Raw genomic sequence first — 21,613 nt, forward strand, 5'->3', positions numbered from 1 at the left:
ACCTCCTAAACTCTCGGCATCAGCAACGTAAATGTAACAATCGCATACAAGATATAGCAAACTGATACTCCGATCGACATTATTTTTGTATTTCCTTCATCAGTATTAGTCGTTTGGGGCTTAAAAATAAACCGTTCAATCAAAATCACTAATCCTGCTAAAGGCAGCACCGGCCAGCCCACCATAAATTCTTTTACAGTCATTGAAAAAGACGTCCAATCCCCTGATGAAGCACGCGCCAAAATCACGCCAGAAGCTGCTAAATAAGTAGAAAAACGAATAGCACTATTGGTGTCATACTCCATTGTGATCGATTCGATGATTGTAGTTGTTTGATTGATCAACATACCTAAAACCAACCAAGAAACCGTGCCTAAGCCACCAGCAAACACAACTGTCCACCAGCCGGGACCATCACCAATATTAGCCCCTGCATAAATCAGTGAACTCCCCACAATGGCCCCTGTCATCAAGATTAACGCTGCTTTATTTTTACTCATTAAAACATCATCTTCATAAGAAAAAGACCACAATAATAGCATCCCATCAAAGCTTAAAGCAAGCCAAGCAATCCCTAAAAATAAATACATAATAATATAAGCCATTTCTCCTACGACATCCCACGAGGCAACTGTTCTCAATGTATATAGATATAACAGTATGGGAATAGCCGGCAATCCATATAAGTACGCTCGGCGCTTAGGTTGATTGAAAAATCGTGTCACATGAGCTGTTTTCACATACCAGCCTTTCAAAAAATAAAAACTAGTACAAATGGACAGCCCCATAATGAATCCTTCTCCGAGAGAAAAATATAATATTTCCCAACACAACACCATGGTAATCACTGAAATGAAAAATACCAGTTTCATATTTTGCTTTACAACCATAGAACTCTCCTTTTTTATCAATAATAGAACGTTCCTTTAACAGAACTTTCTATTAATTATACAATATTATTTATTGTACTAGCATATTAACTTAGAATTTTTTGCAAAAGTCCATATAAAATAGCCTTTTAAAATCACTCTGGTTTCACGCAAAAAAATACTGTTACGGCTCTGAATCATGTTCAGTGTCATAACAGTATTTTTTATTTGTTTGGACTTACGCTTTCACGGTATTTTATTTCATAAGGAACCGTTCGGCGCGTTTTAGCATTTGTTTCATTTTTATCTATGATATCTGTTAAAAGTTTTGCTGCTTCAAATCCAATTTCTTCCATATTTTGAGCAATAGAAGTCAATCGAGGTGTCACATACGAAGCTAAAATGATATCATCAAAACCGATGATCGAAATATCTTCCGGCACCCGTTTCCCCATATCTTTAACAGCGCGCATCGCACCAATCGCCATAATGTCACTTGCGCAAAACAACGCTGTAATCTCTTTATGGTTGCTTAATAAATTTTTCGTTATCAAAAAAGTAATATCCTCATCGAAATTGGCATATTGGATATACGCCTCATTGATAAGCATTTCATTTTCCTGCAATGCCTCACGATATCCTTGTTCCCTTAATATACTAACATTCGCGTCTCTGCTCCCATTGATCATACCAATATGTTGGTGGCCTTGACTTAGCAAATAATTCACTGCTTTCAAAGAGGCAGCCTGATTATCTATAGAAACGGTTCCTACTTTAGGATTGTCACTTACAATATCAATCAATACAGTTGGTAAATCAGTTTCTTGGATCTCATAATAATACGGATCCGTCATTTTCAATCCCTGAATAACTGCTCCAGTAATGTTATGTTCATTACAAAATTGCCTGAACGTTTTGGATTCCTGTTTTTCAGTGCTCGTTCCATAAAAAACAAATTCAAAATCAGATTGCTCAGTAAACTTGTAAACCCCGTTTAATACTTCCATCGGCATTGTTGATTTCCGATTAAAATTAAGTTCATTTAAAATCAAAGCAATTGTTTGCTGCTTTTTGGAAGACAATGTTCTGGCAGCCATATTCGGTGTATAATCCAGTGTTTTGGCAACTTCAAAGATTTTTTCTTTCGTCTCATTGTTAATATCCGTATATCCATTAAAAACTTTAGAGACTGTCGCAATCGAAACACCAGCTTTTTTCGCCACATCACGAATGGTTGCACGCATCTCTTTCGCCTCCTTTTAATTAATTAGCACTTCTTTCCCGCTAATCGTCAACGTATGTTTTGAGTTTGGAATCAATACACAATCTATTTTTTGTTGTGTCAATATCACTTCGATCCTTTCTCCTTTAAACATTAGTTGGAAACGAAGTTCTTCAATTTCTTTTGGTAAATAGTTGGTCAACTTAAGCCCTTGATCATAACGCAAACCAGCAAAACCATACATTAGGCTTAACCAACTTCCACCCATATTTGCAGCATGAATACCGTCTTCTACATTTCCTTGAAGATCTGTCACATCCATCAAAGCGGTATCCATAAAATAATTATACGCCTTTTTTACCTGCCCTGTACGACTTGCCATGATACTGAAAATCGAACGTGACAAAGAAGAATCATGTGTCGTTACTTTCTCGTAATACGCATAATCTCTTAATAACTGCTCCTTAGAAAAGTCATCTGTAAATAGCATTTCTGCTAAAACTGTATCTGCTTGTTTGCATACTTGATATTTGTAAATGATCATTGGATGATAGTTTAATAATAGAGGATAATGATCTTTTGGCGTTTTTTCGAAATCCCAAAGCGCTTGATCTAAAAATCCATCATCTTGTTTAGTCAATCCCATCTCTTGATTATACCCGAAATACATAAGATCGGCAGCTTTTTGCCATTTCTCTCGCTCATTTTCAAATAGCTGATACCTATTAGCAAGCTCAACTGCGTAGCGCAAATTGTTCTGTGCCATTTTATTTGTATAATAATTATTGTTGACTAAGGCACTATACTCATCCGGTCCAGTCACACCGTTGATACAAAAAGCAAGTTGACCCTCTTTGTTTATAAAATCACCAAAATCCACCCAGAATTTCGCTGTTTCAAAAACAACCTCACGACCTTTTTCCTCAATAAATTGGTGATCACCTGTTACCCGTTCGTACAGTTGAAAGCCGTAAACGATATCTGCATTAATATGAACTTGTGCGGTTCCAGCGGGATAGTATGCACTTGTTTCTTGACCATCGATCGTCCGCCAAGCAAATAAAGCACCGGACTGATTCAATTCTTTTGCACGAGCTTTTGCCTGTTCTAAAATGGTCCATCGATAGCTCAATAATGCTTTCGCTGTTTTAGGTTGAGTATATATGAAAAATGGCAAAATGTACAATTCAGTATCCCAAAAATAATGACCTTCATAACCTTCACCAGTCAAGCCTTTTGCAGCAAAATTCGTTTGCCCATCACGACCAGCTCCTTGATTTAGATGAAAAAGATTAAAACGAATCCCTTTTTGTAACGTGTCATTTCCTTTGATACGAATATCACTAACTGACCAGAAGTTATGATACATCTGTCTCTGCTCTTTCAAAAGGGTATCAAATTCAGCTAACTCACAGCTAAAGGAAGGAGCTGACTCGTCTGTCGCATCCATTATCGAACTGATTTGAAAAATAGAGACAAATTGATCTTTTTTCCCTTCAAAACTATCATCATTCTTAATCCATTTAATTGCAAGTTTTTTTTGACTATTTTTGGTAGTAAATTGATAGATATCCTGATTTTGCTCAATCCCTAAGTCTTGTTCTTTACTTACTACTCGAGGATCATCATTTTCATTGATCGCTTCCCTTTCTTGAAAAAGACTTTGAGTAAAATGAACCGGCTCTTCAAAGTTGTGCTTACTGATTTCATATTTGCAGACAAACAGTTCACTGCGAGCCAGCGAAGCAAATGACGTCATTTTCAGATCAAAGGATTTACCAGCAGGCGTCTTTACAGCGTAACGTTCAAACAGCACCCCCTGTTTCATATCCAGCTGTGCATGTGTCAGCTTTATTTGCCATTCTTCTTTAGCGGAATCTTCTGAGCCAATGCGCAAAGTCACTCCACGCAGATTTGGTAATTTACAGATCGTTTGATGTTGCTTCGCATAGCCATACGCCCATTCGCCATATTGAATCTCTTCACTTTCAAAAAAGCCATTGACAAACAAGCCCGGATTCCCAGGATATTGCTGATTGACCTTCAACGGATTACCAGCTCGCACCCCGAATTTACCATTTCCTAAAGCAAACAGTGTCTCTAAATATTCAGCATTGCGATTGGGTAATTCCTTGATATCGAGTATAAAGTCACTATTTTTCTCCATCCATCCTCACTCCTTGCAAGAAATACTTGTTGAATACCAAATATAAAATAATAATCGGAATGATCGTAATAACACTTGCTGCCATCGTCTGATCCCAACGTACGCCGCCATTTTGACTTTGGAAAGTTTGCAAGCCTAACGTCAGCGTATATTTGCTTGGTGTCGTTAAATAAAGCATCGGTTTCATAAATTCATTCCAAAATCCCATAAAAATAAATACTGCTTGAGTGGCAATCGAAGGTTTAGCTAGTGGCATGACAATTCTGAAAAAGGTTTGAAATCTGCCTAAACCATCGATAGCGGCGGCTTCTTCCACATCTTTTGGAAAAGACAAGAAAAATTGACGCATCATAAAAATATTTCCTATATTGATTGCCGCAGGTAAAATCAACGCAGAAAAACTATCTAGCATACCTAGATTCATTAGAATCAAATAATTAGGAATCAATAGAACTTGCGCTGGAACCATCATTAAAGCCAAAAAGCCATAGTAAACACGTTGACGACCTGGAAAATTCAGACGAGCCAACGCATAGCCAGCCATCGTGTTTAAAAGAATGTTGATTGCTGTTCCAATCACAGAAATAATCACTGAATTGATAAACCAACGGGTAAATAAAGATGAACGCCCCAACACATATTGATAATTGCCCAATGTAAAATTCTGTGGAATTAAGCTTAGATCGCCAGAAACAATCTCTTTTAAGGGTTTGAACGAAGCAGCAATTGCCCAGATGAAAGGATAAAAGGTTGCTAACGCATAAATGATCAACACTGCATATAATAGTCCTTTTAGAACTTTTTCTTTTTTCGTCGCTTTCATAGTTACCTCCCGCCGTTTAATTTTTCAGCCAAACGTGATGCCATAAATATTATAATCGCTAAAACAATTGCTAACGCTGCTGCATAGCCCATCGTATTCATTTGACCAAAAGCGTATTGATAAATCATTAATGAAATCGTTAGCGTTGAATTGTTTGGTCCGCCAGATCCATTTGAAAAGATATAAGCTTGGTCAAACATTTGAAATGTACCAATGATCCCAGTTAACAATACATATGTCGTAATCGGTCTTAAATAAGGAATCGTAATATAACGTAATTTGTCAATCGCTGTAGCGCCATCTACTGATGCGGCCTCATATAAGGACGAAGGCAGATCGACTAACGAAGCCAAATAGATCGTCATATAATAGGGAACGGTCGACCAAATATTCATCACCATGATTACTTTCAACGCATAAGCAGGCTCTTGTAAAAAATTGATCGGCTCATTATATAACCCTAAGCACATAAAAAATTCATTGATGGGGCCATAAACATTGAAGATAAACATAAAGATAATCGTTAAAGCTGAACTAGAAGTTAACGTAGGTAAAAAATAGACCATCCGAAACATTTTTTTCCCTTTGATGCCTTTACTACTTAAAATGTAGGCGATTACCAAAGCAAAAAGAGTTTGCAACGGCACTACAACAAACGCAAACGTCGCTGTATTCTTAAGAGCGATCAAGGCCTTTTTATCCTGGAACATACGTAAATAATTATCAAAGCCTTTGAATGTATACGTACTTGAATACAAATTCACATCATTAAAAGAAAGATAGACAGCAAATGCTATCGCTAACACAAAGAAAATCGAAACCACAATAATTGCTGGTGCTAAAAAAAGCCATGCTTGGCGGATTTCTTGCGCCTGCCCTTTCGTCCGCCTTTTTTTCATTTTTGGAATTTCCATAAGTTGACTCCTTTCACAAATGTAACGAAGGCCGAAACAAAATGAGCATGCGTTCATTTTTTTGTTTCAGCCTCAGTTATCAACAGCATTTACTGTGCATCAATATCTGCATTGGCCTGTTCATCTGCTTGTTTCATTGCTTTTTCAAAACTTTCACTACCATCAATTGCTTGTGGCAAGTAATTCTCATAAGCTTTGCCGATCGTATCAAGTGTTACACCGTTTTGCCAAACAGTTGCATAATCCCAAGCTTCCAAATGGACAAGTAAATCTGGATTATCTGTAATTTTAGCAGCCTCTGCAACATCTTCTCGGCTAGGCAATGTTCCGGTTCCTTCTACCCAAGTTTGCATTCCTTCTTTACTTGTTGTGTATTGAATCCACTTGTCAGCAAGTTCGGATTGCTTCGTTCCTGAATATTTACCCCAGCCAACTGAAAACATCATTGAACCCTCTGCATCTTTATACGTCGGCATTTCTCTTACAGTGAATGGAATATCTGAAAACTCAGTCTTCAACGTTTGATATACCCAATTCCCTTCATCCATAATCGCAACTTTCCCCGTTCCAAAGGCTTCGCCATTCCAGCCAGTTCCAACATCTTTTGGTGACACTACAGCCTTTGTATCAACTAATTCTTTTAAGATCGTTAAATTTTCAACCACTTTTTTATTCGATAAATTTGCACTACCATCATTTTTGATCGGTTCAGCACCATCACGAAGTGCTAAATGATAATTACGTGACAATTCTGGTGTATAGCTCATTGCAAAAACCTTACCTGCACCATAAGCATCATCGATTTTCTTTTGAAAATCTGGTAACCATTTTACATATTCTTCATACGAGCTTGGAATATCATCGACAGAAACGCCTGTTTTCTCAAAAACTTCTGTATTTAGATACAACGCTAATGTAGACATATCTTTAGGTACTGCGTATAAATCACCATCCGTTGAAAATGTTTCAGTCAAACTTTCATAAAATTTATCTGACTCAAATTGATCTTTATCCAACTTGGCTAACATGCCGTTTTGAGAGAAAAATGGGTACATTTGAGCATCAACATAAAACACATCAGGAGCGGTTTTTCCAACCATATCAGCTTGAATTTGTGTATTATAATCTGTATACACTTTTTTTTCGATTTTTGCGCCAGTATCTTTTTCAAACGTTTTAATCATTTCATTTAGTGAAACTTCCTCTGCTTCATTTCCTCCCCAGACACCAATCGTTAATTTTTCACCAGAAAAATCAGTTTTACCGCTTTCTGAACCTCCAGCATTTTTACCATCATTCCCACATGCGCTAAGCATGAATGCAGCCATTAACACCATTCCTGTACCGATCATTTTTTTCCAAGCTTTCATCTTTATTCCTCCTATAATGTTATTATTATTTCTTCTTTAATCGTGTAGCTTTTTCCAAATGATTCAATTTCTACCTCTTTTTCGCCATGATTGACAATGGTCATCTGCTCTTTTGTGATCTCGATCGTCAATGGGTTATTCTGCCAGATGATACCAAACGAAAGCTTATTCCACGCTTTTGGTAAGTGAGGCTCAATACGTAACTTCCCATCTAAACAACGAACACCGCCATACCCAAACACTGTCATCTGCCAAATACCGCCTAATGAAGCCGCATGGATTCCTTCGTTTGAAGAAGTCATGTTTTCGCCCATATCAATATCTAAGGCTTTATTAAATAATTCATATGACTCTTCTAATTTTCCTAAATCAGCAGCCAAAATAGCGTGTGTAGACAAGGAAAGTGATGAGTCATGCAAGGTTTTTGGTTCATAATAGTTCCAGTTGATCAGCTTTTCTTCCTTGGGGAATAAATCCTCGAATAAAAATAGTAAAAGTAGGACATCCGCTTGTTTTGTTGCCTGTAAATTATTGACTTGATCTAAGTTATATTCATGGAATAACGTTCCAACATGGGCATCATTTTTATATTTCGTCAAATCGATAATTGGTTTTGATAAATAAGTGTCATCTTGTGGTAAGACTTTGTCTTTATTTGGCTGCGGTAGGTATAATTTAGCTACTTTTTCTTGCCATTCATTATAGACACGCGTCAGATCTAGCTTTTTATTCAAGCGATCAAAGACTTCTGGATCGTTGGCTTTCAATTCTTCATAAAGCTTCATCGCTAAAGTAATATTCCAATGCGCTGTATAATTTGTAAACGCATTATTATCAACATGTTCTTTATATTCATCTGGACCAACAACTTCTAAAATTTCATATCGTTGGTTCGCTTCTTGCCATTCTAAACGGCTAGCCCAAAATTTAGCAGTGTCAAGGATCACTTCATACCCTTTTTCTCTGGAAAATGTTTTATCTCCTGTAACATCCATAAATTGTTTCATTCCAAAAGCAACATCACTAGTAATATGCTGTTCAATAAAGCCAGACCAAATCTTCGTTGGTTTGCCTGTGATGATATCAGCGGCTCCCCATACTGGCGTCGTCTCTCCGTCATCAGGCCAAGCTGCTTCCCATGGAAACTGCGCACCTTCAAACCCATTTTCTGCCGCCTTCTTATGCGCACCTTCAAGTCCGAGATAACGATAAGTCACTAACTTTTTAGCAATTTCTGGATGGGTAAATGTGAAATAAGGCAACATGAAAATTTCTGTATCCCAGAAAGTATGACCCTTATAACCTTCACCAGACATGCCCTTCGCCCCAATATTCATCCGTTCATCATGTGCTGGTGTCATAACATGTAAATGATATTTCGCAAAATTCACAGCTAGTTGATCTTTGATATTCTCTGACTCAATCGTAATCGGTAAAACAGACCAAACTTGTTTATCCCAAGCATTCTTTGATTCTTCATGGAGTGCTTGATACCCCAGCTCTTCTGCTTGTTTTAGTTCGACTAAGGAGCTGTTTTTGACTTCTTCCAGCGTTTTTCCGCTAGTTTCTAAGTCAATACTTGTATGAATAGACGAAATTTTTTCAATCGAGACTGATTCATTTTGATCCAGGTCCAGCCAATATCGGTTATAGATTTTGCGTCGTCCCATCTCAATTCTCTTTTTGGTTTCGTCATAGATATCGTGTTCTTTCGCAATTTTATGAACGGTCGATAATACAAAGAAGATATTTGACTGGCTAGTATACGGCATCATCTGCATATATTTACCCTCTGATAGCGCTTTATCTCCTTCCGTAAAGTGTTGAGAACCGCTATTCGATACTTGACCATTAATACCAGATATCACTTCAATTGTTAACGGTACTCCTAAATTTTGAATCTCAACTTTTTGCGCAATTAAATGTTTATTTGAAAATGAAGCAAAGCGCCTAAAAGTGAATCTAGCTTTAATCTCTTGATATTCCCAGACAAATGAACGAATCAATTCACCCGTTTTCAAATTTAGAGTGCGTTGATATTCAGACACAGTGCCTAAGGTTAAATCCAAACGCTGATTATTCAAGCGAAAGTCCATACCGATCAAATCAGGAACATTAGGCAGTTCGGTTACTTCATTGTCATCAAATTTGTTAAAGGTACCGGCTACAAAGGTGTTTCTTGTTTCTCCAATATACGATTCTTCTGTAGCAGAACGGATTCCTAAATAGCCATTGCCTAAACACATGATTGTTTCAGCTTTACCAAGCCAATCTGTTCTAAATTTCTCTTCTCCAATCAACCATTGATTGTCTTCAAAATACTTTATTCCTGTTTCCATGATTTCCCCCTAAAGAAAACGTTTTAGTTTTATTATAAAAAAATTAACCGTAAAAATAATGATTTGAACGAAACAGCGTGAATACACTGCCTAGCAAATAAGAGCCAATAACAAGAACCAACGCAGCTTTAAATACGAATAGCCCAACGAGTAAATGAATCATACCATATAAGAGATAGGCTCGAACTAAATAGCGAGCATTGTACTTATCTTTTAACAACCATGTCAGTAAATACCCCGCACCCACAGCAGCGAAAATCAATAAAAGCAAACACTCTGTGTTGATGTGTGCAATCGGATTTTTCACTAACACCTCATCGAGTGAGCCGTTTTTCATAAGAATCTCCTTTCTCTAACGTCACCTTTTCAATATCTAATAGTACTTGACTTTTACCAATCCAATCATGCAGTGTGCGATTCAAAAATAAACATGTAAAAAGATTGATTCCTAAAAACAGCATTCCTATATTCGGTAAAAAGTACAATAGCTTGCTAACTTCACGAATGCCTAAATGTAATGCCCCGCCTTCTTCCGAATATACAGAAAGTCGAGCAAAAAATTTTCCTATTGTCTTGCCATTAAACGATGTGATCGAAATAACATTGTAAACTGCAAACAATAATTGGGGCAGTAAATTATAAAGTAATCCGTCCACTTTTAAGACAGTCATCACCATATATCCTGGAATCAAGAGTAATAAAAGATCAATGGCGCCTGCCAATAATCTCACTATCCATTTACTTTTCATAGAAAACACCTCCTAACGAAAACCTTTTCGGTATAATTGGATATTAGCAGATTTTTCTTCGATAATCAAGCGTTTTCAAAAAAAAGTTGCATTTTAATCTAGACTAAATTATACTAAAAATCGAAATTATCTAAAACGTTTTAGGAGGAACTGGTATGTTAAAAGCAATTATTTTTGATTTAGATGGTGTTATTACCGATACTGCTGCATTTCACTTTATTGCCTGGAAAAAATTAGGTGAACGATTAGGCATAGAGCTTACAGAAGCATTTAATGAAGAACTAAAAGGAGTCGATCGAACGGAATCGTTGCGGAGAATTTTAGCGTTAGGAAATCAGGAAGACTCTTTTAGCGAAGAAGAGAAAAACGAGCTTGCTACTGAAAAAAATGATTTTTACGTACAGTTGATTCAACAAATCACGCCTAGCGATATTCTTCCAGGAATTGCACGTTTGTTGGTTGAACTAAAGGAGCATCAACTAAAAATTGCCTTAGCATCTGCAAGTAAAAATGCCCCGACAATTTTAGAAAGACTTGGACTAAGCGAATCCTTTGATACAATTGTCGATCCAACAACACTATCTAAAGGAAAACCTGATCCAGAAATTTTTATTAAAGCCTGCGAACAACTAGCTATTGTTCCTGACGAAGCCATTGGTGTCGAAGACGCATACTCCGGCATTCAAGCAATCAATGATGCACAGATGCTTTCAATTGGTATAGGTGATCCTGTCACTTTGTCCGATGCAGATCATACGTTTCCTACAACAGAAGAATTGACGTTTGAAAAGCTGATGACTATTTGGCAGCTACACAAAAAAGGGTAAGATAAAAAAGCTCTTCAGAAATCGGTTTGCCGCCACAAAAATCTAAAGAACGACTTTTGTGACTCCTAACTCCTTTCTTAGAGCTTATTTTTTGTTACTTCATATCATTTAGCAGATCCATTAATTCAAATCCTGTATTCATTTTAGAGTATATTGAGGAAACGACAAATAGTTCTTTATCTGCAAATGTTACCCTTTTGTATCGTCCTGTAGATGCTGGTATATGATGATGACCATGAATCGCACCAATTATATTATACTCCTCAAATAGAGCTTTGATTTTTGGCTCTGAGCATATATAGTCGCTATTATATGCTGCACTATCTGGAGAAAGCATACTTAGTTCATTAAACAAAGGAGCATGTGAGACAATTACAGTGGGTATAGCATATTCTTTGTTTAATAGGTGTGTCAATGCCTTAAGGATAAATGCTTGCTGTGCTTTTTTTCGTTTCACCAATACTACTGGAATCGTCAGTCCAATATAGCGGATCCCTTTATGGATAATACTGCGATTATTTAACACATTCATTGCTGGAAATCGTTTTTCTAGTTCTACTTTCACACATTCATAATAGATATGATTACCAATAGGCAGCTTATACCATGACTTGTCTGGATCTTGTAAAAGATCTTGGAACCACTTATAGTTGAAAAATGGCCGCCATTTCTCCCATTCCTCTGTTTCCTTACTCTGACTTTTTGGCAATACGGCAGTTAGATCATGATTTCCAATAACATATAACCCCTTCATATCTTCGTTTACAGCATTGGCATTCGAGCTATCCCCAGCTAGAATTGTAAAGTTTTTATTTGTAACAGCACGTTCACCGTTAATCGTATGAATATCTGAAACAACATTTATGATATTTGTATTTTCAGTTGGATGAACATTTTCAAAATATTGCTCCAGCTCTTTTGGATCAACACTATGTGCAATATAATTTTTCCTAACTTCTGACAATTCTTTGCCAAACTCTGAGCGTAAAAGCAACTTATTATTTACTGGCAGAGCTTGTTTTTCTGCAACTATCGATCTTTCTATCGTTTGTTTTAACTCTAGAGGAAGTAAATCTAATGCTGGTTTAATATCAGATGCTATAGATAATTGATTCTCAGAGACAAAGACACCTTGAAGATCCGCTTCCACTAGCTGTACACTTTTCCCATCAGTCTTTATAGGTAGAGCCTGAGTAAGCTGAACAATAAAATGAAGATATTCTGAAACATAGCCGGATATACCCGTTTTTCTATTTTCGCTAAACAAAAACTTTCCTGCAAGATTGGCAGAAAGCGCCCCCGTCTCATCGTGTTGCAACAAACGTCCGAGGATTTGAATCTCAAATAATGGATCTTCAAAAATGGCTGCATAGGCTTGAATAATTTCAGAAGAATTCTTATCCACTCGTTTGTTTGTTGTCTGAAAAATACTAAGTATAAGATAGGTTTCTAAAGTCTCCTTATGGGATTCAATGTACTGACGAGCTGCTTCCGGGTAGAGTAAATATTGAATTGCTGCGCGCTGGATATAGTTTCTGGCCGTATCATACGGGATCGCCGAATAGACAAGATCACCTCTAGAAGACACATTCATAGAAGTTGTTTTTACGTTATAAGTCAATTGAAAATAGTCATTTTTAAACAATCGTTTATTCACGGGTCGTCGCTTATTTTCTGGATAAAGCTCAAAACGACTAACAAGTTCGGGAGGTAATCCTCTTTCCACTTCTGACGTTAAAAATGGCTGTTGCTTTTGGCTAATCAAAGACGTTTCCTGTTGATTTGATTTCATTTTCGAATCCCCTCCTTTGAAATTTTTCTTAAATACTTTAGTCTAAATAATCTCTTGGCATTTTCATTGTATTATGCATTATTCAACAAATCAAAGGCTTTTTTTAATAATTTGGAGAAATCAAAATAAGAAGATAAAACTTTATGTTGTATTAATTTTTTCTGGAGTTTTGTGAGGTTGTCATATCCTCTTAATTTCATCCTTTCGGTTGATATATTTTTTATCCTACCTTACTTATACTTTAGATAAAGGAGCTGAAAACAATGACAACCTTAATCGAAGTTAAACACTTATCAAAAAGCTATCAGAAAAAACAAGTAATCCATGACATCAGTTTTTCAATCAACGAAGGTGAAATTCTATGTTTGCTTGGTCCAAACGGAGCAGCGAAAAGTACAACCATCAATATTCTATGTGGCTTGCTAAATTATGACCAAGGAGAAATTTTTTATCGTAATGAAAAAATAGAACGTAATCTCCTATATTACAAAAAATATTTAGGAATAGTCCCCCAAGAACTGGCGCTGTATGAGGATTTAACTGCAGAAAAAAATATCCAGTTTTTTGCTTCTCTATATGGTTTGAAAGGTGAAAAGTTAAAAGCAGGCATTGACTTTGCGCTGCGTTCAGTTGGCTTGTTAGAGCATCGCAAAGAAAAAGTTGAGACGTTCTCCGGAGGGATGAAACGCCGCTTGAATATTGCCTGTGCGATTGCTCATGAACCAGAGCTTCTAATCATGGATGAACCGACCGTTGGGATCGATCCACAATCACGTAATCACATTTTAGCTACCATACGGAAGATGCGAAAAAAGGGAATGACCATCCTTTACACGACCCATTATATGGAAGAAGTTGAAGAAATCTCTACTCGTATTATTATTATGGACCATGGCAAAATCATCGCTGAAGGAACAAAGGAATGGTTGAAAGATCGCAAAAATGAAAAGGAAATTGTCATTCAACTAGCTGATAATTCAGCGTTATCCCTTAAAGAAATCTATCAGATCGAAGGAATAATGAATGTGCAGCTTGAAGAGAATGAATTGAAGATAACTGTCATTAAAGGGGTTGAAAATTTAGATTCTATAATCGCTAAACTCATTCAACAAAATAAAAAAATTCAAAATATTGTAATTGAAGCAGACAATTTAGAAACCGTGTTTCTTGATTTAACTGGTCGTTCATTAAGAGATGTGAGGTGAAGATATGTATCGTTTTATGACTATCCTAAAAAGAGATACGCTCAATTTGATCATCAATCCTATGTGGGTAATTTTATGTATTGCCTTTCCCTTCCTTTTCACTGCCATTTTAGGTTTACTCACGGAGGGCCTTTATGGTTCGACCGTGTCCAGCTACGATTACTATGGTGTCACAATGCTTTTGTTCAGTTCATTATATGCAGGAACCTATTCAGCTAACAGTTTTCTTGAAGAGCGGATTAAGCAGCCAAACTTGCGAATTATTTTTTCGCCAATCCCTTCCTGGTTTATTCCAATTTCCAAGATAATCGCTACGTTTCTTTTCACAGGTATATTCTTTTCACTTTCCAGCGGCATTGCCTTTTTAGCATTTAATGTGAATTTCGGAGGGAAAATGCTGCCGTATGTGTGGTTGCTTATCCTAGCCTTGGATTTTCTATTTAGTTGTATAGGTGTGCTAATGTGTTGTATCTTCAAAAGTGAAGGTGCAGCCAATCAGGTATTAAGTATTTTAACAGCCCTTCTTGGCTTTCTTTCAGGTCTATTCTTCCCTATAGCTAGTTTAGGTAAAACGATGGTCACTATCAGTGAGGTTTCTCCTGTAACCAAAGTGCTGGATGCCATTTTCGCATTCATATATGATCAAAATGTCTCTCAGTTCTTTCCGCTTTTACTTCTATTGTCGGCTCTATCCTTTGCCACGATAGTACTAATCATTTTTCTATTTAATGAGGAGGATTATGTATGATTGCATTATTGAAAAATAATGGGTTTCGGCTCATTCAAAAACATCAAAGACTCTTATTGATGCTTGGGATAATGGTTATCTCGATCATTATTGCTATCTATATGAGTGGTCGAGAAAATGCGCCGCTGCACATAGGTGTTATCGGAGATGAACATCATGAATTAGTTTCCAATCAACGAATAACTGTTTCTCATTTAACCGAAGATCCCTCTATGCTTCAACTGCTTAAGGGAGAGTATGATGCAGTAATAACAAAAGAAAAAAACCAGCTTACGGTAGCTTCAATAAAAAATGAACCCTTTGAAAAAGAAATACGGCAATCTTTATTAAACCCAAACAACACAGCTTTGAAACAACAAACGACTTCGATAGGAAGCCGTATCATCGGCTTCTTATTGATGTTTCTACTAATGTCTGCCGTTGTAAATATGTACATTTTCAATGAAGATAAAGAAAAACACCTACTGGAGCGCATCGTCGCTACTCCTACATCTTTTTGGAAACTATTGCTCTCTTACAGTTTGCTCACATTTGGTTTGTTACTATTTCCAACCTTAGCGATCTTAGCTATAGCCAAAACCATATTTAGTGTCACGATTGGTTTTTCCTTTATACAGTATTTGTTTTTACTTTGCCTAATTTCGTTGATTGGAACAGCTTATTCGTTATTCATCGCTGCGTTCATTTCTACTAGTGATCAAGCCAATATGATAGGTTCGATGACCGTAATGCTAACAACGATTCTATCCGGCAGTTTCTTTTCATTTGAAGGAGGCAATCGCTGGATTGATGGGTTAATCAAATGGCTTCCTCAAAAAAATTATTTAAACATCGTTGAACTCATTGAATCAGGTGGTCCTCTAAAGAATGTCTATTTTGAGCTATTTTATCTTCTTGGTCTCACATTGCTTTTCTTTTCTCTAGCAGTTCTAAAAACAAAAAAAGAGTATGTACGCAAATAGCCAACCTGTTATACTAAGTAAAAAGACCTTTTGAAGGGAGATCGAAATGTGGATAAGAAAATTGCCAATATAAGGATCCAATTACCTGAAATTCGTAGAAACACTATAAACCGAAATGAACTGTCACAAAAAATCGAAATTGGCAGCTCAAAAAAGATTATGGTTTTAGAAGCGGGTGCTGGTAAAGGGAAAACTACAGCAATCTGCTCTTTCCTAACAAAAAAATCTCCTGAAACAGTCAAATGGATCAGTTTAGCTTCAGATTGCAATAGTCTTTCTGTTTTCTGGAGCTATTTAATTGAAATTTTTCAAGAGAACTTAGGAGAAGTCAAACAAGAATTTCTAGAATTTTTCCGAGTGACCTGTAATAGTGAATCTATTGATGAATTAGTCGTCTACTTTGTAAATAGTTTAATTGAAGAGACAGAACTATTTTTGGTTTTAGATGATGTTCATTTAATCGAAAACCCAATTGTCCTCAACTCTTTGGAACAATTTCTCGAGCAAGCACCAGATTTCATCCATATCATTTTATTAACTAGACAGACATTGACGCTTTATTTAAGCCGCTTTGAAATGGCTGACGAATTAACGTATATCGATGAATCTGCCTTCCTTTTATCTGATGAAGAAGCTGATGCTTTTATTCAGTGTACTGCTGGAGAAACCTTAACTTTAAAAGAAAAAAGGGAAATGACTGAAATTGCCGGAGGCTGGATTGGCGGTTTACAAATGATAACAGCCGCAAAATTACGAAATAATCTTTCTGTTGTAAAACAGATCCAAAAAGAGGACCACCTGCTAACTAATTATTTAACGCAAGAAATCTTTCAGCAACTCACCGAAGAAGAACGCTTATTTTTAGTTCAGACAGCTTATTTTCCTTACGCAACAGAAAAATTAACGAATGCACTTGGACTATCACTTGATTTCAGTTCCACTTTATCAAGATTAGTCAGTAAAAATCTCTTGATCATCTGTACAGATAGTCAACAGCAAGTGTATCAATATCATCCAATCTTTAAAGAATATTTGATTCGTCTTTTTAAACAACTGCCCTTTCTAAAACAACAAGAATTAAAGCAAAATGCAGCGACCTTTTTCATTAAAGAAGAGGATTTTTTTCAAGGCTTTGCCTTACTATTAGAGCTTGAAGACTATGAACAACTGATGGATTTGCTCTTACAACATCAAGAGTCTCTTCGAACGCTTTATTTTGTTGGTGAGATTCCGACAGAAATTGCATTAAACAATATAGACTTTTGCTATCAGAAGCTCTTTTACCATTACTCCAATCTAGAGTATGATTATTGTTCTCTCTTTTTAGATAAACTAGAAGAAAAATATCCCGACTCTGGCGAAGTTCAAGCAATCAATGATGTTCGTATCCTTTTTGACAATACTCTGTCACCACTTCAACAAAAGATTACTCACTCTGAAGAAATCCAACAGTTGAAGTTGAATGACTCTTCTAAAGCCTTTATTCTATTAAAAAATGCGATTTTTTATTATTACCAAGATGACTTTCAACTAACAGTTAATTTTGTGTTGGATGCCTTAAAAATGAACAGAAATTGGGACAACCCTTTTCTAAGTTTTTTTGGTCGAACATTACTTGCTCAAGCCTTTGAGGAACTTGGAGAACTCAATCAAAGTATACAAATGATGGAAAAAGCAAAACACACATTAGAAGCATTTAGATTAAGCAAAAAAATAAAGCAAAATTACCTCTTAAGCTTTTACGTAACCATTACAGGGGTCTATTTGAAGCAATTCAATTTGGTGAAAGCAAACCAAATGTTAAGTGAAATCAGTGACACAAATCAACAAGCGAATGCTCCCTATTGTTATAATTACGCTGAATACCTGTATTTATCCGATGAAATAGAATTAGCTTATTCTGCAGTGCAAAAGCTGCTCCAGCTTTCTTCCTCTAGTCCAATCAGTCCATTGACTAGAGCTGGTGTATTAAGGTATAGCTTGAAGTATCATCAATTAACCGAGGCAGAAAAAGATAACTTGATTACCCAATTTCACCAATATCCTGATTATCAAAATTTAAGTAATCGATTATTTTATGCGATGATTTTATTAGATCGTAAAAACTACAAAGAAACACTTTTACTAGTCGATGATATTTTAGCTGAAAGCAGAGAAAATAAAATTCATTTTAGAATAATCGATGCAAGTTTACTAAAGATTAAACTCTATTTACGTTGGGGAAACTGTAATCCTCGTGTCTTAAAAAACCTTTACCATGAAAGCCTCTATTATGCAGCAACAAATGAAGTTCTTGGTCTTTTTTATTATTACAAAGAGGATCTTGCACAGCTGTTCAAAGAATATTCTGAAACATTAACTATAGGTTTAGGTGTAAATGAGCAGCAATTTCACCAACAAGTTTTAGCGCTTTGTTTGGGTAACAACAACAGTGCCCTTTTAACAGAGCGAGAGCTAGACGTTTTAAAAGAAATCGCCAACGGTAAAAGTAATAAAGAAATTGGCGAGACGCTTTTTATTTCCCTAGCAACGGTTAAAACACATGTGTTAAATATCTATCGTAAACTAGAAGTTAATTCACGTGTCTTAGCCGTGGAAAAAGGACGAGAGTTAAGGTTGATTTGAGAACTGTGCTATGAAAGTGGTTGGCTCCATAGCTTGGAGAAGCTGTAAAAAATAATGATATGACCAGATATATAGTTTATTGCTCTCTAGAAAATGTTAGTTGTTGCTATGGAGAGGACCGTTTGGAGGTAAATATATTTATAATTTCTTTACTATTCATTGATGAAGATCTAAAAAACGGGATCACTCAGTTGTTTCCAATATTTGAATACCTGTAGTAGCTTTAGCGCCATTCTTTTTAAAGAAAACAAAAGCCTAGAGGAAATTTCCTCTAGGAATCATACTAATCGATTTTTTCTTCACCAACATTAGCTAACAAAGAGCTTTTTAGTGGTGCTTTTTTATAGATTCTCTAATACTCTTTTTCTTACTAAATAGTTTCTTTATTTCCCATATTTAATGAAGTGTTTAAGATATTTGTATACTGCAAACATAGAATATACTATCACTATTACAACTACTGGAATGATTAAAAATCTCGTTTGAATACCAAAAAACATTAAAATATAAACGATTATTAAAAAGCCACCTACAAGAAAAGCAATAGATGAAGCTCCTATTGCACCTTTTTTTTGAACTTCAATCGGCTTATCTTTAAATGTATTCCCAGCGACTATTCCATACCATTTGCCTCTTCTAAGTTGAATACCAACGATTATTAATAAAAGTCCAATAACAACTAACATGAACAACACTACCACTTCCTTTGATCTCTAAAATTAAATTATTTTATTTGCCAATTGATCAAAATAATTATCATGAGCCACGACAAAATAAATTTTATTTTTTTTGTAGCGGCTAAATATTCAAGTAAATTTTCAATTGACTGTTGATCCAATCCTGAGAATGGTTCATCTAAAATCATTATTTCCTTATCTCTAACAAAGGCTCTCATTAAATTTATTTTTTAAGTGTTTTATTTCCATAACCATTTCGGCACTTAACATGTTCTTTGAGGTCTTTAGAATGAGGTCCATATCCCAAATGATTGTTTAATTCTTCCTGCAGCATTTTCTCAAATAAGGGCCAAATACATCTTTTAAGGCATCTTGCATGTCATCTACAGATTCAGGTTGATAAGCGTTTAAAATGGTTTTCAGCATCAGGATTTCTTTTCTTTCTAGCCATAATAAAATCACATTTTAGCTTCATTTTAAAAAATAAAAACTGTGAAGCAACCACCTACCTAGGATTAGTGGTTACTTACACAGTTAATATTACACTCTATATGAGAGCATTTCTAGCGTTTACTTTATATCTATTCCGTTTATTTGAGTAACCAATACTATTCTATCTTCTTTTATGCTTGATAAACCATAATTATTGTAACTTTCTCCTGTATTCTCAACTGTTGCAGTTTCCATAAATTATTTTTGATGCTTCCAAGCTTATAGCGAATGACTCCTAATGTTTTTTCTTCATCTTCAAGTGTCATACCAATTGATTGAAAGTACGGAAAATAGCTAACGTCTCCCTCAGTCGAATATTCTTTGAAAAGGGCTTGAATAACGAGATCTATTCTTTCAGAAAAATAACATGTCTTGTCTATACTTTTTTGAAACTGTAAAGGAACAGACAACGGCTCTTTTGTAGAAATTTTTTTGACCTCTTTATTTATTTCAATCTCTGAAGTAACATCACCCATGGTCAAGTATAGCTTCATTTTAGATTCTGCCTTTTTTGATTTTCCGCTCATAGCTGCTTCCTTCATTTCCTTTTATGAATTAAATATCTATTTTACGGCTAGCCATCCATTTGATCATTTGAGGATCAGAATGTGAGAAAAATTGACTTTCACCAACATTTAACTTGGAAATCTGTTCTTTGTCTTCAGCTGTTAATGAAAAATCAAAAACATCGATATTTTGAGCCACTCTTTCTGCGTTCACAGATTTAGCTAAAACAATAATCTCTTGTTCAACTAACCAGCGAACAATCACTTGGGCAACGGATTTATTATTTTTTTCCAATTTCTGTTAAAACTTCATTATGAAAAATGTCATTTTTTCCTTCTGCAAAAGGTGCCCAAGCTTCCGGCATTATGCCTTCTTCTTTCAAAGCAGCAATATTCGCTGTTTGTTGCTGGAATAGATTGATTTCTATTTGATTCACTTGAGGAGTCACTTGATTAAACTCAGCTAAATCAATCGCTCGATCTACACCAAAATTGGAAATCCCAATTGCACGAATTTTTCCTGCCTCCTGTAGCTCTTCCATCGCCCGCCATGCGCCATACACATCAAGGTCTGTTATAAAGTATGAAATTCACTTCATAGTAAGAAAAAAATTTTTTATATGTTTCTTGAATTACTTGGTTCCCTCAAAATTTGCTAACCATTCTTGAACCAAGGCTTGCGACTGGCTCACATCATTTCTCGAAACAGTAAAGCTGCTTAACTCAACGGTTGCATCTGGTTCTAAACCACGAATAATCTCCTCGGTATTTGCAAAACCACTGCCACCATGTGTAGAAAATAAAATGATTGTTTTTCCTGAGAAATCCTCTTCTTCAAAAAAACTATATACTGGCATCGGCAAATCTGACCACCAGATAGGATAGCCAATAAAAATTGTATCGTAATTTTCCAGATTTTCTATGGAAGCTTTCAGCTTCGGACGCATATTTTCTGCTTTTTCCTTTTCCGCTTGATCCACTAATTCATCATGATCTCCCGGATAGTCATCCACACTTTCAATCTGATACATATCACTTTTGATGCTTCTTGCAATCCAGGTTGCAACTTGCTCTGTATTCCCTAAAATTTCGCCAGCTTCAGTCACTCGGCTCGCACCAGCAACTGCATCCATACCATCTGATTCTGGTTCAGAAAAATAGGCGACTAAAACATTGCCGTACTCTTTATCCATTGAAACCTCTGCCGATACTTCCGATGGTTGATTCGTATCGAGAGTTGTCAAAGAATTGTTGGCTTGATCGGACTGACAGCCAGATAAAATGAAGCTAATCATCACACTCAATAGAATAATGTTTTTTTTCATA

The 21,613-nt window shown here is 36.0% G+C and carries 20 protein-coding genes and 1 pseudogene; 5 read left to right on the forward strand and 16 right to left on the reverse strand.

Going from position 1 to position 21,613, the window contains the following annotated elements; genetic code table 11:
- Positions 1 to 5: 5 nt before the first annotated feature.
- From BCR25_RS12855 to BCR25_RS12895, 9 genes are all read right to left on the reverse strand, one after another.
- Positions 6 to 890: a hypothetical protein gene (locus BCR25_RS12855; RefSeq protein ID WP_069663992.1), complete on the reverse strand. Its 885-nt coding sequence runs from the start codon at positions 888 to 890 to the stop codon at positions 6 to 8.
- 203 nt (positions 891 to 1,093) lie between these two features.
- Complete coding sequence (locus BCR25_RS12860; protein ID WP_069663993.1) at positions 1,094 to 2,113, reverse strand: LacI family DNA-binding transcriptional regulator; 1,020 nt, start codon at positions 2,111 to 2,113, stop codon at positions 1,094 to 1,096.
- 15 nt (positions 2,114 to 2,128) lie between these two features.
- Positions 2,129 to 4,258, reverse strand: a complete 2,130-nt coding sequence (locus tag BCR25_RS12865) for a glycoside hydrolase family 65 protein (protein WP_069663994.1) — start codon at positions 4,256 to 4,258, stop codon at positions 2,129 to 2,131.
- Positions 4,245 to 5,081: a carbohydrate ABC transporter permease gene (locus BCR25_RS12870; RefSeq protein ID WP_069663995.1), complete on the reverse strand. Its 837-nt coding sequence runs from the start codon at positions 5,079 to 5,081 to the stop codon at positions 4,245 to 4,247. Before BCR25_RS12870 ends, BCR25_RS12865 begins: the two co-directional genes overlap by 14 nt.
- A gap of 2 nt (positions 5,082 to 5,083) precedes the next feature.
- A complete protein-coding gene (locus BCR25_RS12875) occupies positions 5,084 to 5,995 on the reverse strand; it encodes a carbohydrate ABC transporter permease (RefSeq protein ID WP_069663996.1) in 912 nt (303 codons plus the stop codon).
- 89 nt (positions 5,996 to 6,084) lie between these two features.
- Positions 6,085 to 7,365, reverse strand: a complete 1,281-nt coding sequence (locus tag BCR25_RS12880) for a sugar ABC transporter substrate-binding protein (protein ID WP_069663997.1) — start codon at positions 7,363 to 7,365, stop codon at positions 6,085 to 6,087.
- Between the two features lie 11 nt (positions 7,366 to 7,376).
- The gene (locus tag BCR25_RS12885) at positions 7,377 to 9,704 is read right to left on the reverse strand and encodes a glycoside hydrolase family 65 protein (protein WP_069663998.1); all 2,328 of its coding nucleotides are present in this window, start codon (positions 9,702 to 9,704) and stop codon (positions 7,377 to 7,379) included.
- Between the two features lie 43 nt (positions 9,705 to 9,747).
- Positions 9,748 to 10,041 carry a hypothetical protein gene (locus BCR25_RS12890; protein ID WP_069663999.1) on the reverse strand — a complete coding sequence of 98 codons (294 nt, stop codon included), beginning with the start codon at positions 10,039 to 10,041 and terminating at the stop codon, positions 9,748 to 9,750.
- Positions 10,019 to 10,453, reverse strand: a complete 435-nt coding sequence (locus tag BCR25_RS12895) for an RDD family protein (RefSeq protein WP_069664000.1) — start codon at positions 10,451 to 10,453, stop codon at positions 10,019 to 10,021. The genes BCR25_RS12890 and BCR25_RS12895 overlap by 23 nt, the downstream gene beginning before the upstream one ends.
- A 155-nt stretch (positions 10,454 to 10,608) precedes the next feature.
- Here BCR25_RS12895 and pgmB point away from each other — a divergent pair, with 155 nt between their 5' ends.
- Positions 10,609 to 11,280, forward strand: a complete 672-nt coding sequence (gene pgmB / locus BCR25_RS12900) for a beta-phosphoglucomutase (RefSeq protein WP_069664001.1) — start codon at positions 10,609 to 10,611, stop codon at positions 11,278 to 11,280.
- A 94-nt stretch (positions 11,281 to 11,374) separates the two neighbouring features.
- Here the strand turns inward: pgmB and BCR25_RS12905 are convergent, their stop codons facing one another.
- The gene (locus BCR25_RS12905) at positions 11,375 to 13,072 is read right to left on the reverse strand and encodes a metallophosphoesterase family protein (RefSeq protein ID WP_069664002.1); all 1,698 of its coding nucleotides are present in this window, start codon (positions 13,070 to 13,072) and stop codon (positions 11,375 to 11,377) included.
- Between the two features lie 263 nt (positions 13,073 to 13,335).
- Between BCR25_RS12905 and BCR25_RS12910 the strand changes: the two genes are divergently transcribed.
- Genes BCR25_RS12910 through BCR25_RS20985 form a run of 4 tightly spaced genes read left to right on the forward strand, consistent with a single transcriptional unit; the run spans position 13,336 to position 18,612 of the window.
- Positions 13,336 to 14,277: an ABC transporter ATP-binding protein gene (locus BCR25_RS12910; protein ID WP_069664003.1), complete on the forward strand. Its 942-nt coding sequence runs from the start codon at positions 13,336 to 13,338 to the stop codon at positions 14,275 to 14,277.
- A gap of 4 nt (positions 14,278 to 14,281) precedes the next feature.
- Positions 14,282 to 15,025: an ABC transporter permease gene (locus BCR25_RS12915; protein WP_069664004.1), complete on the forward strand. Its 744-nt coding sequence runs from the start codon at positions 14,282 to 14,284 to the stop codon at positions 15,023 to 15,025.
- Positions 15,022 to 15,987 carry an ABC transporter permease gene (locus BCR25_RS12920; RefSeq protein WP_069664005.1) on the forward strand — a complete coding sequence of 322 codons (966 nt, stop codon included), beginning with the start codon at positions 15,022 to 15,024 and terminating at the stop codon, positions 15,985 to 15,987. Before BCR25_RS12915 ends, BCR25_RS12920 begins: the two co-directional genes overlap by 4 nt.
- A gap of 48 nt (positions 15,988 to 16,035) precedes the next feature.
- A complete protein-coding gene (locus BCR25_RS20985; protein ID WP_069664006.1) occupies positions 16,036 to 18,612 on the forward strand; it encodes a helix-turn-helix transcriptional regulator in 2,577 nt (858 codons plus the stop codon).
- Positions 18,613 to 18,995: 383 nt separating this feature from the next.
- On the opposite strand, the gene BCR25_RS12930 is transcribed toward BCR25_RS20985, so the two are convergent.
- The 6 genes and pseudogenes from BCR25_RS12930 to BCR25_RS12950 all read right to left on the reverse strand — a co-directional run bounded on the left by BCR25_RS12930 (position 18,996) and on the right by BCR25_RS12950 (position 21,612).
- Positions 18,996 to 19,298: a hypothetical protein gene (locus BCR25_RS12930; protein ID WP_071879536.1), complete on the reverse strand. Its 303-nt coding sequence runs from the start codon at positions 19,296 to 19,298 to the stop codon at positions 18,996 to 18,998.
- A 220-nt stretch (positions 19,299 to 19,518) separates the two neighbouring features.
- Positions 19,519 to 19,740: pseudogene (locus BCR25_RS20570) on the reverse strand (transposase); the annotation flags it as partial.
- Positions 19,741 to 19,912: 172 nt separating this feature from the next.
- The gene (locus BCR25_RS12940) at positions 19,913 to 20,308 is read right to left on the reverse strand and encodes a hypothetical protein (RefSeq protein ID WP_069664008.1); all 396 of its coding nucleotides are present in this window, start codon (positions 20,306 to 20,308) and stop codon (positions 19,913 to 19,915) included.
- Positions 20,309 to 20,336: 28 nt separating this feature from the next.
- Complete coding sequence (locus BCR25_RS20840) at positions 20,337 to 20,582, reverse strand: aldo/keto reductase (protein WP_281247175.1); 246 nt, start codon at positions 20,580 to 20,582, stop codon at positions 20,337 to 20,339.
- Positions 20,569 to 20,829: an aldo/keto reductase gene (locus BCR25_RS20845; RefSeq protein WP_282956787.1), complete on the reverse strand. Its 261-nt coding sequence runs from the start codon at positions 20,827 to 20,829 to the stop codon at positions 20,569 to 20,571. The genes BCR25_RS20840 and BCR25_RS20845 overlap by 14 nt, the downstream gene beginning before the upstream one ends.
- A 90-nt stretch (positions 20,830 to 20,919) precedes the next feature.
- Entirely contained in the window at positions 20,920 to 21,612 is a 693-nt protein-coding gene (locus BCR25_RS12950) for a flavodoxin (RefSeq protein WP_069664009.1), read from the reverse strand.
- Between the last annotated feature and the right edge of the window lies 1 nt (position 21,613).

It is taken from the genome of Enterococcus termitis, from assembly GCF_001730305.1.
In the GTDB taxonomy this organism is placed as follows: domain Bacteria; phylum Bacillota; class Bacilli; order Lactobacillales; family Enterococcaceae; genus Enterococcus_L; species Enterococcus_L termitis.

Coding starts and splice junctions, on each gene's coding strand:
- BCR25_RS12875 (WP_069663996.1), bottom strand. CDS start 5,995: ATGGAAATTCCAAAAATGAAAAAAAGGCGGACGAAAGGGCAGGCGCAA.
- BCR25_RS12855 (WP_069663992.1), bottom strand. CDS start 890: ATGGTTGTAAAGCAAAATATGAAACTGGTATTTTTCATTTCAGTGATT.
- BCR25_RS12870 (WP_069663995.1), bottom strand. CDS start 5,081: ATGAAAGCGACGAAAAAAGAAAAAGTTCTAAAAGGACTATTATATGCA.
- pgmB (WP_069664001.1), top strand. CDS start 10,609: ATGTTAAAAGCAATTATTTTTGATTTAGATGGTGTTATTACCGATACT.
- BCR25_RS12915 (WP_069664004.1), top strand. CDS start 14,282: ATGTATCGTTTTATGACTATCCTAAAAAGAGATACGCTCAATTTGATC.
- BCR25_RS12910 (WP_069664003.1), top strand. CDS start 13,336: ATGACAACCTTAATCGAAGTTAAACACTTATCAAAAAGCTATCAGAAA.
- BCR25_RS12930 (WP_071879536.1), bottom strand. CDS start 19,298: ATGTTAGTTGTTATTGGACTTTTATTAATAATCGTTGGTATTCAACTT.
- BCR25_RS12895 (WP_069664000.1), bottom strand. CDS start 10,453: ATGAAAAGTAAATGGATAGTGAGATTATTGGCAGGCGCCATTGATCTT.
- BCR25_RS12950 (WP_069664009.1), bottom strand. CDS start 21,612: ATGAAAAAAAACATTATTCTATTGAGTGTGATGATTAGCTTCATTTTA.
- BCR25_RS12940 (WP_069664008.1), bottom strand. CDS start 20,308: ATGAGCGGAAAATCAAAAAAGGCAGAATCTAAAATGAAGCTATACTTG.
- BCR25_RS12890 (WP_069663999.1), bottom strand. CDS start 10,041: ATGAAAAACGGCTCACTCGATGAGGTGTTAGTGAAAAATCCGATTGCA.
- BCR25_RS12905 (WP_069664002.1), bottom strand. CDS start 13,072: ATGAAATCAAATCAACAGGAAACGTCTTTGATTAGCCAAAAGCAACAG.
- BCR25_RS12860 (WP_069663993.1), bottom strand. CDS start 2,113: ATGCGTGCAACCATTCGTGATGTGGCGAAAAAAGCTGGTGTTTCGATT.
- BCR25_RS12920 (WP_069664005.1), top strand. CDS start 15,022: ATGATTGCATTATTGAAAAATAATGGGTTTCGGCTCATTCAAAAACAT.
- BCR25_RS12880 (WP_069663997.1), bottom strand. CDS start 7,365: ATGAAAGCTTGGAAAAAAATGATCGGTACAGGAATGGTGTTAATGGCT.
- BCR25_RS12865 (WP_069663994.1), bottom strand. CDS start 4,258: ATGGAGAAAAATAGTGACTTTATACTCGATATCAAGGAATTACCCAAT.
- BCR25_RS12885 (WP_069663998.1), bottom strand. CDS start 9,704: ATGGAAACAGGAATAAAGTATTTTGAAGACAATCAATGGTTGATTGGA.
- BCR25_RS20845 (WP_282956787.1), bottom strand. CDS start 20,829: ATGGAAGAGCTACAGGAGGCAGGAAAAATTCGTGCAATTGGGATTTCC.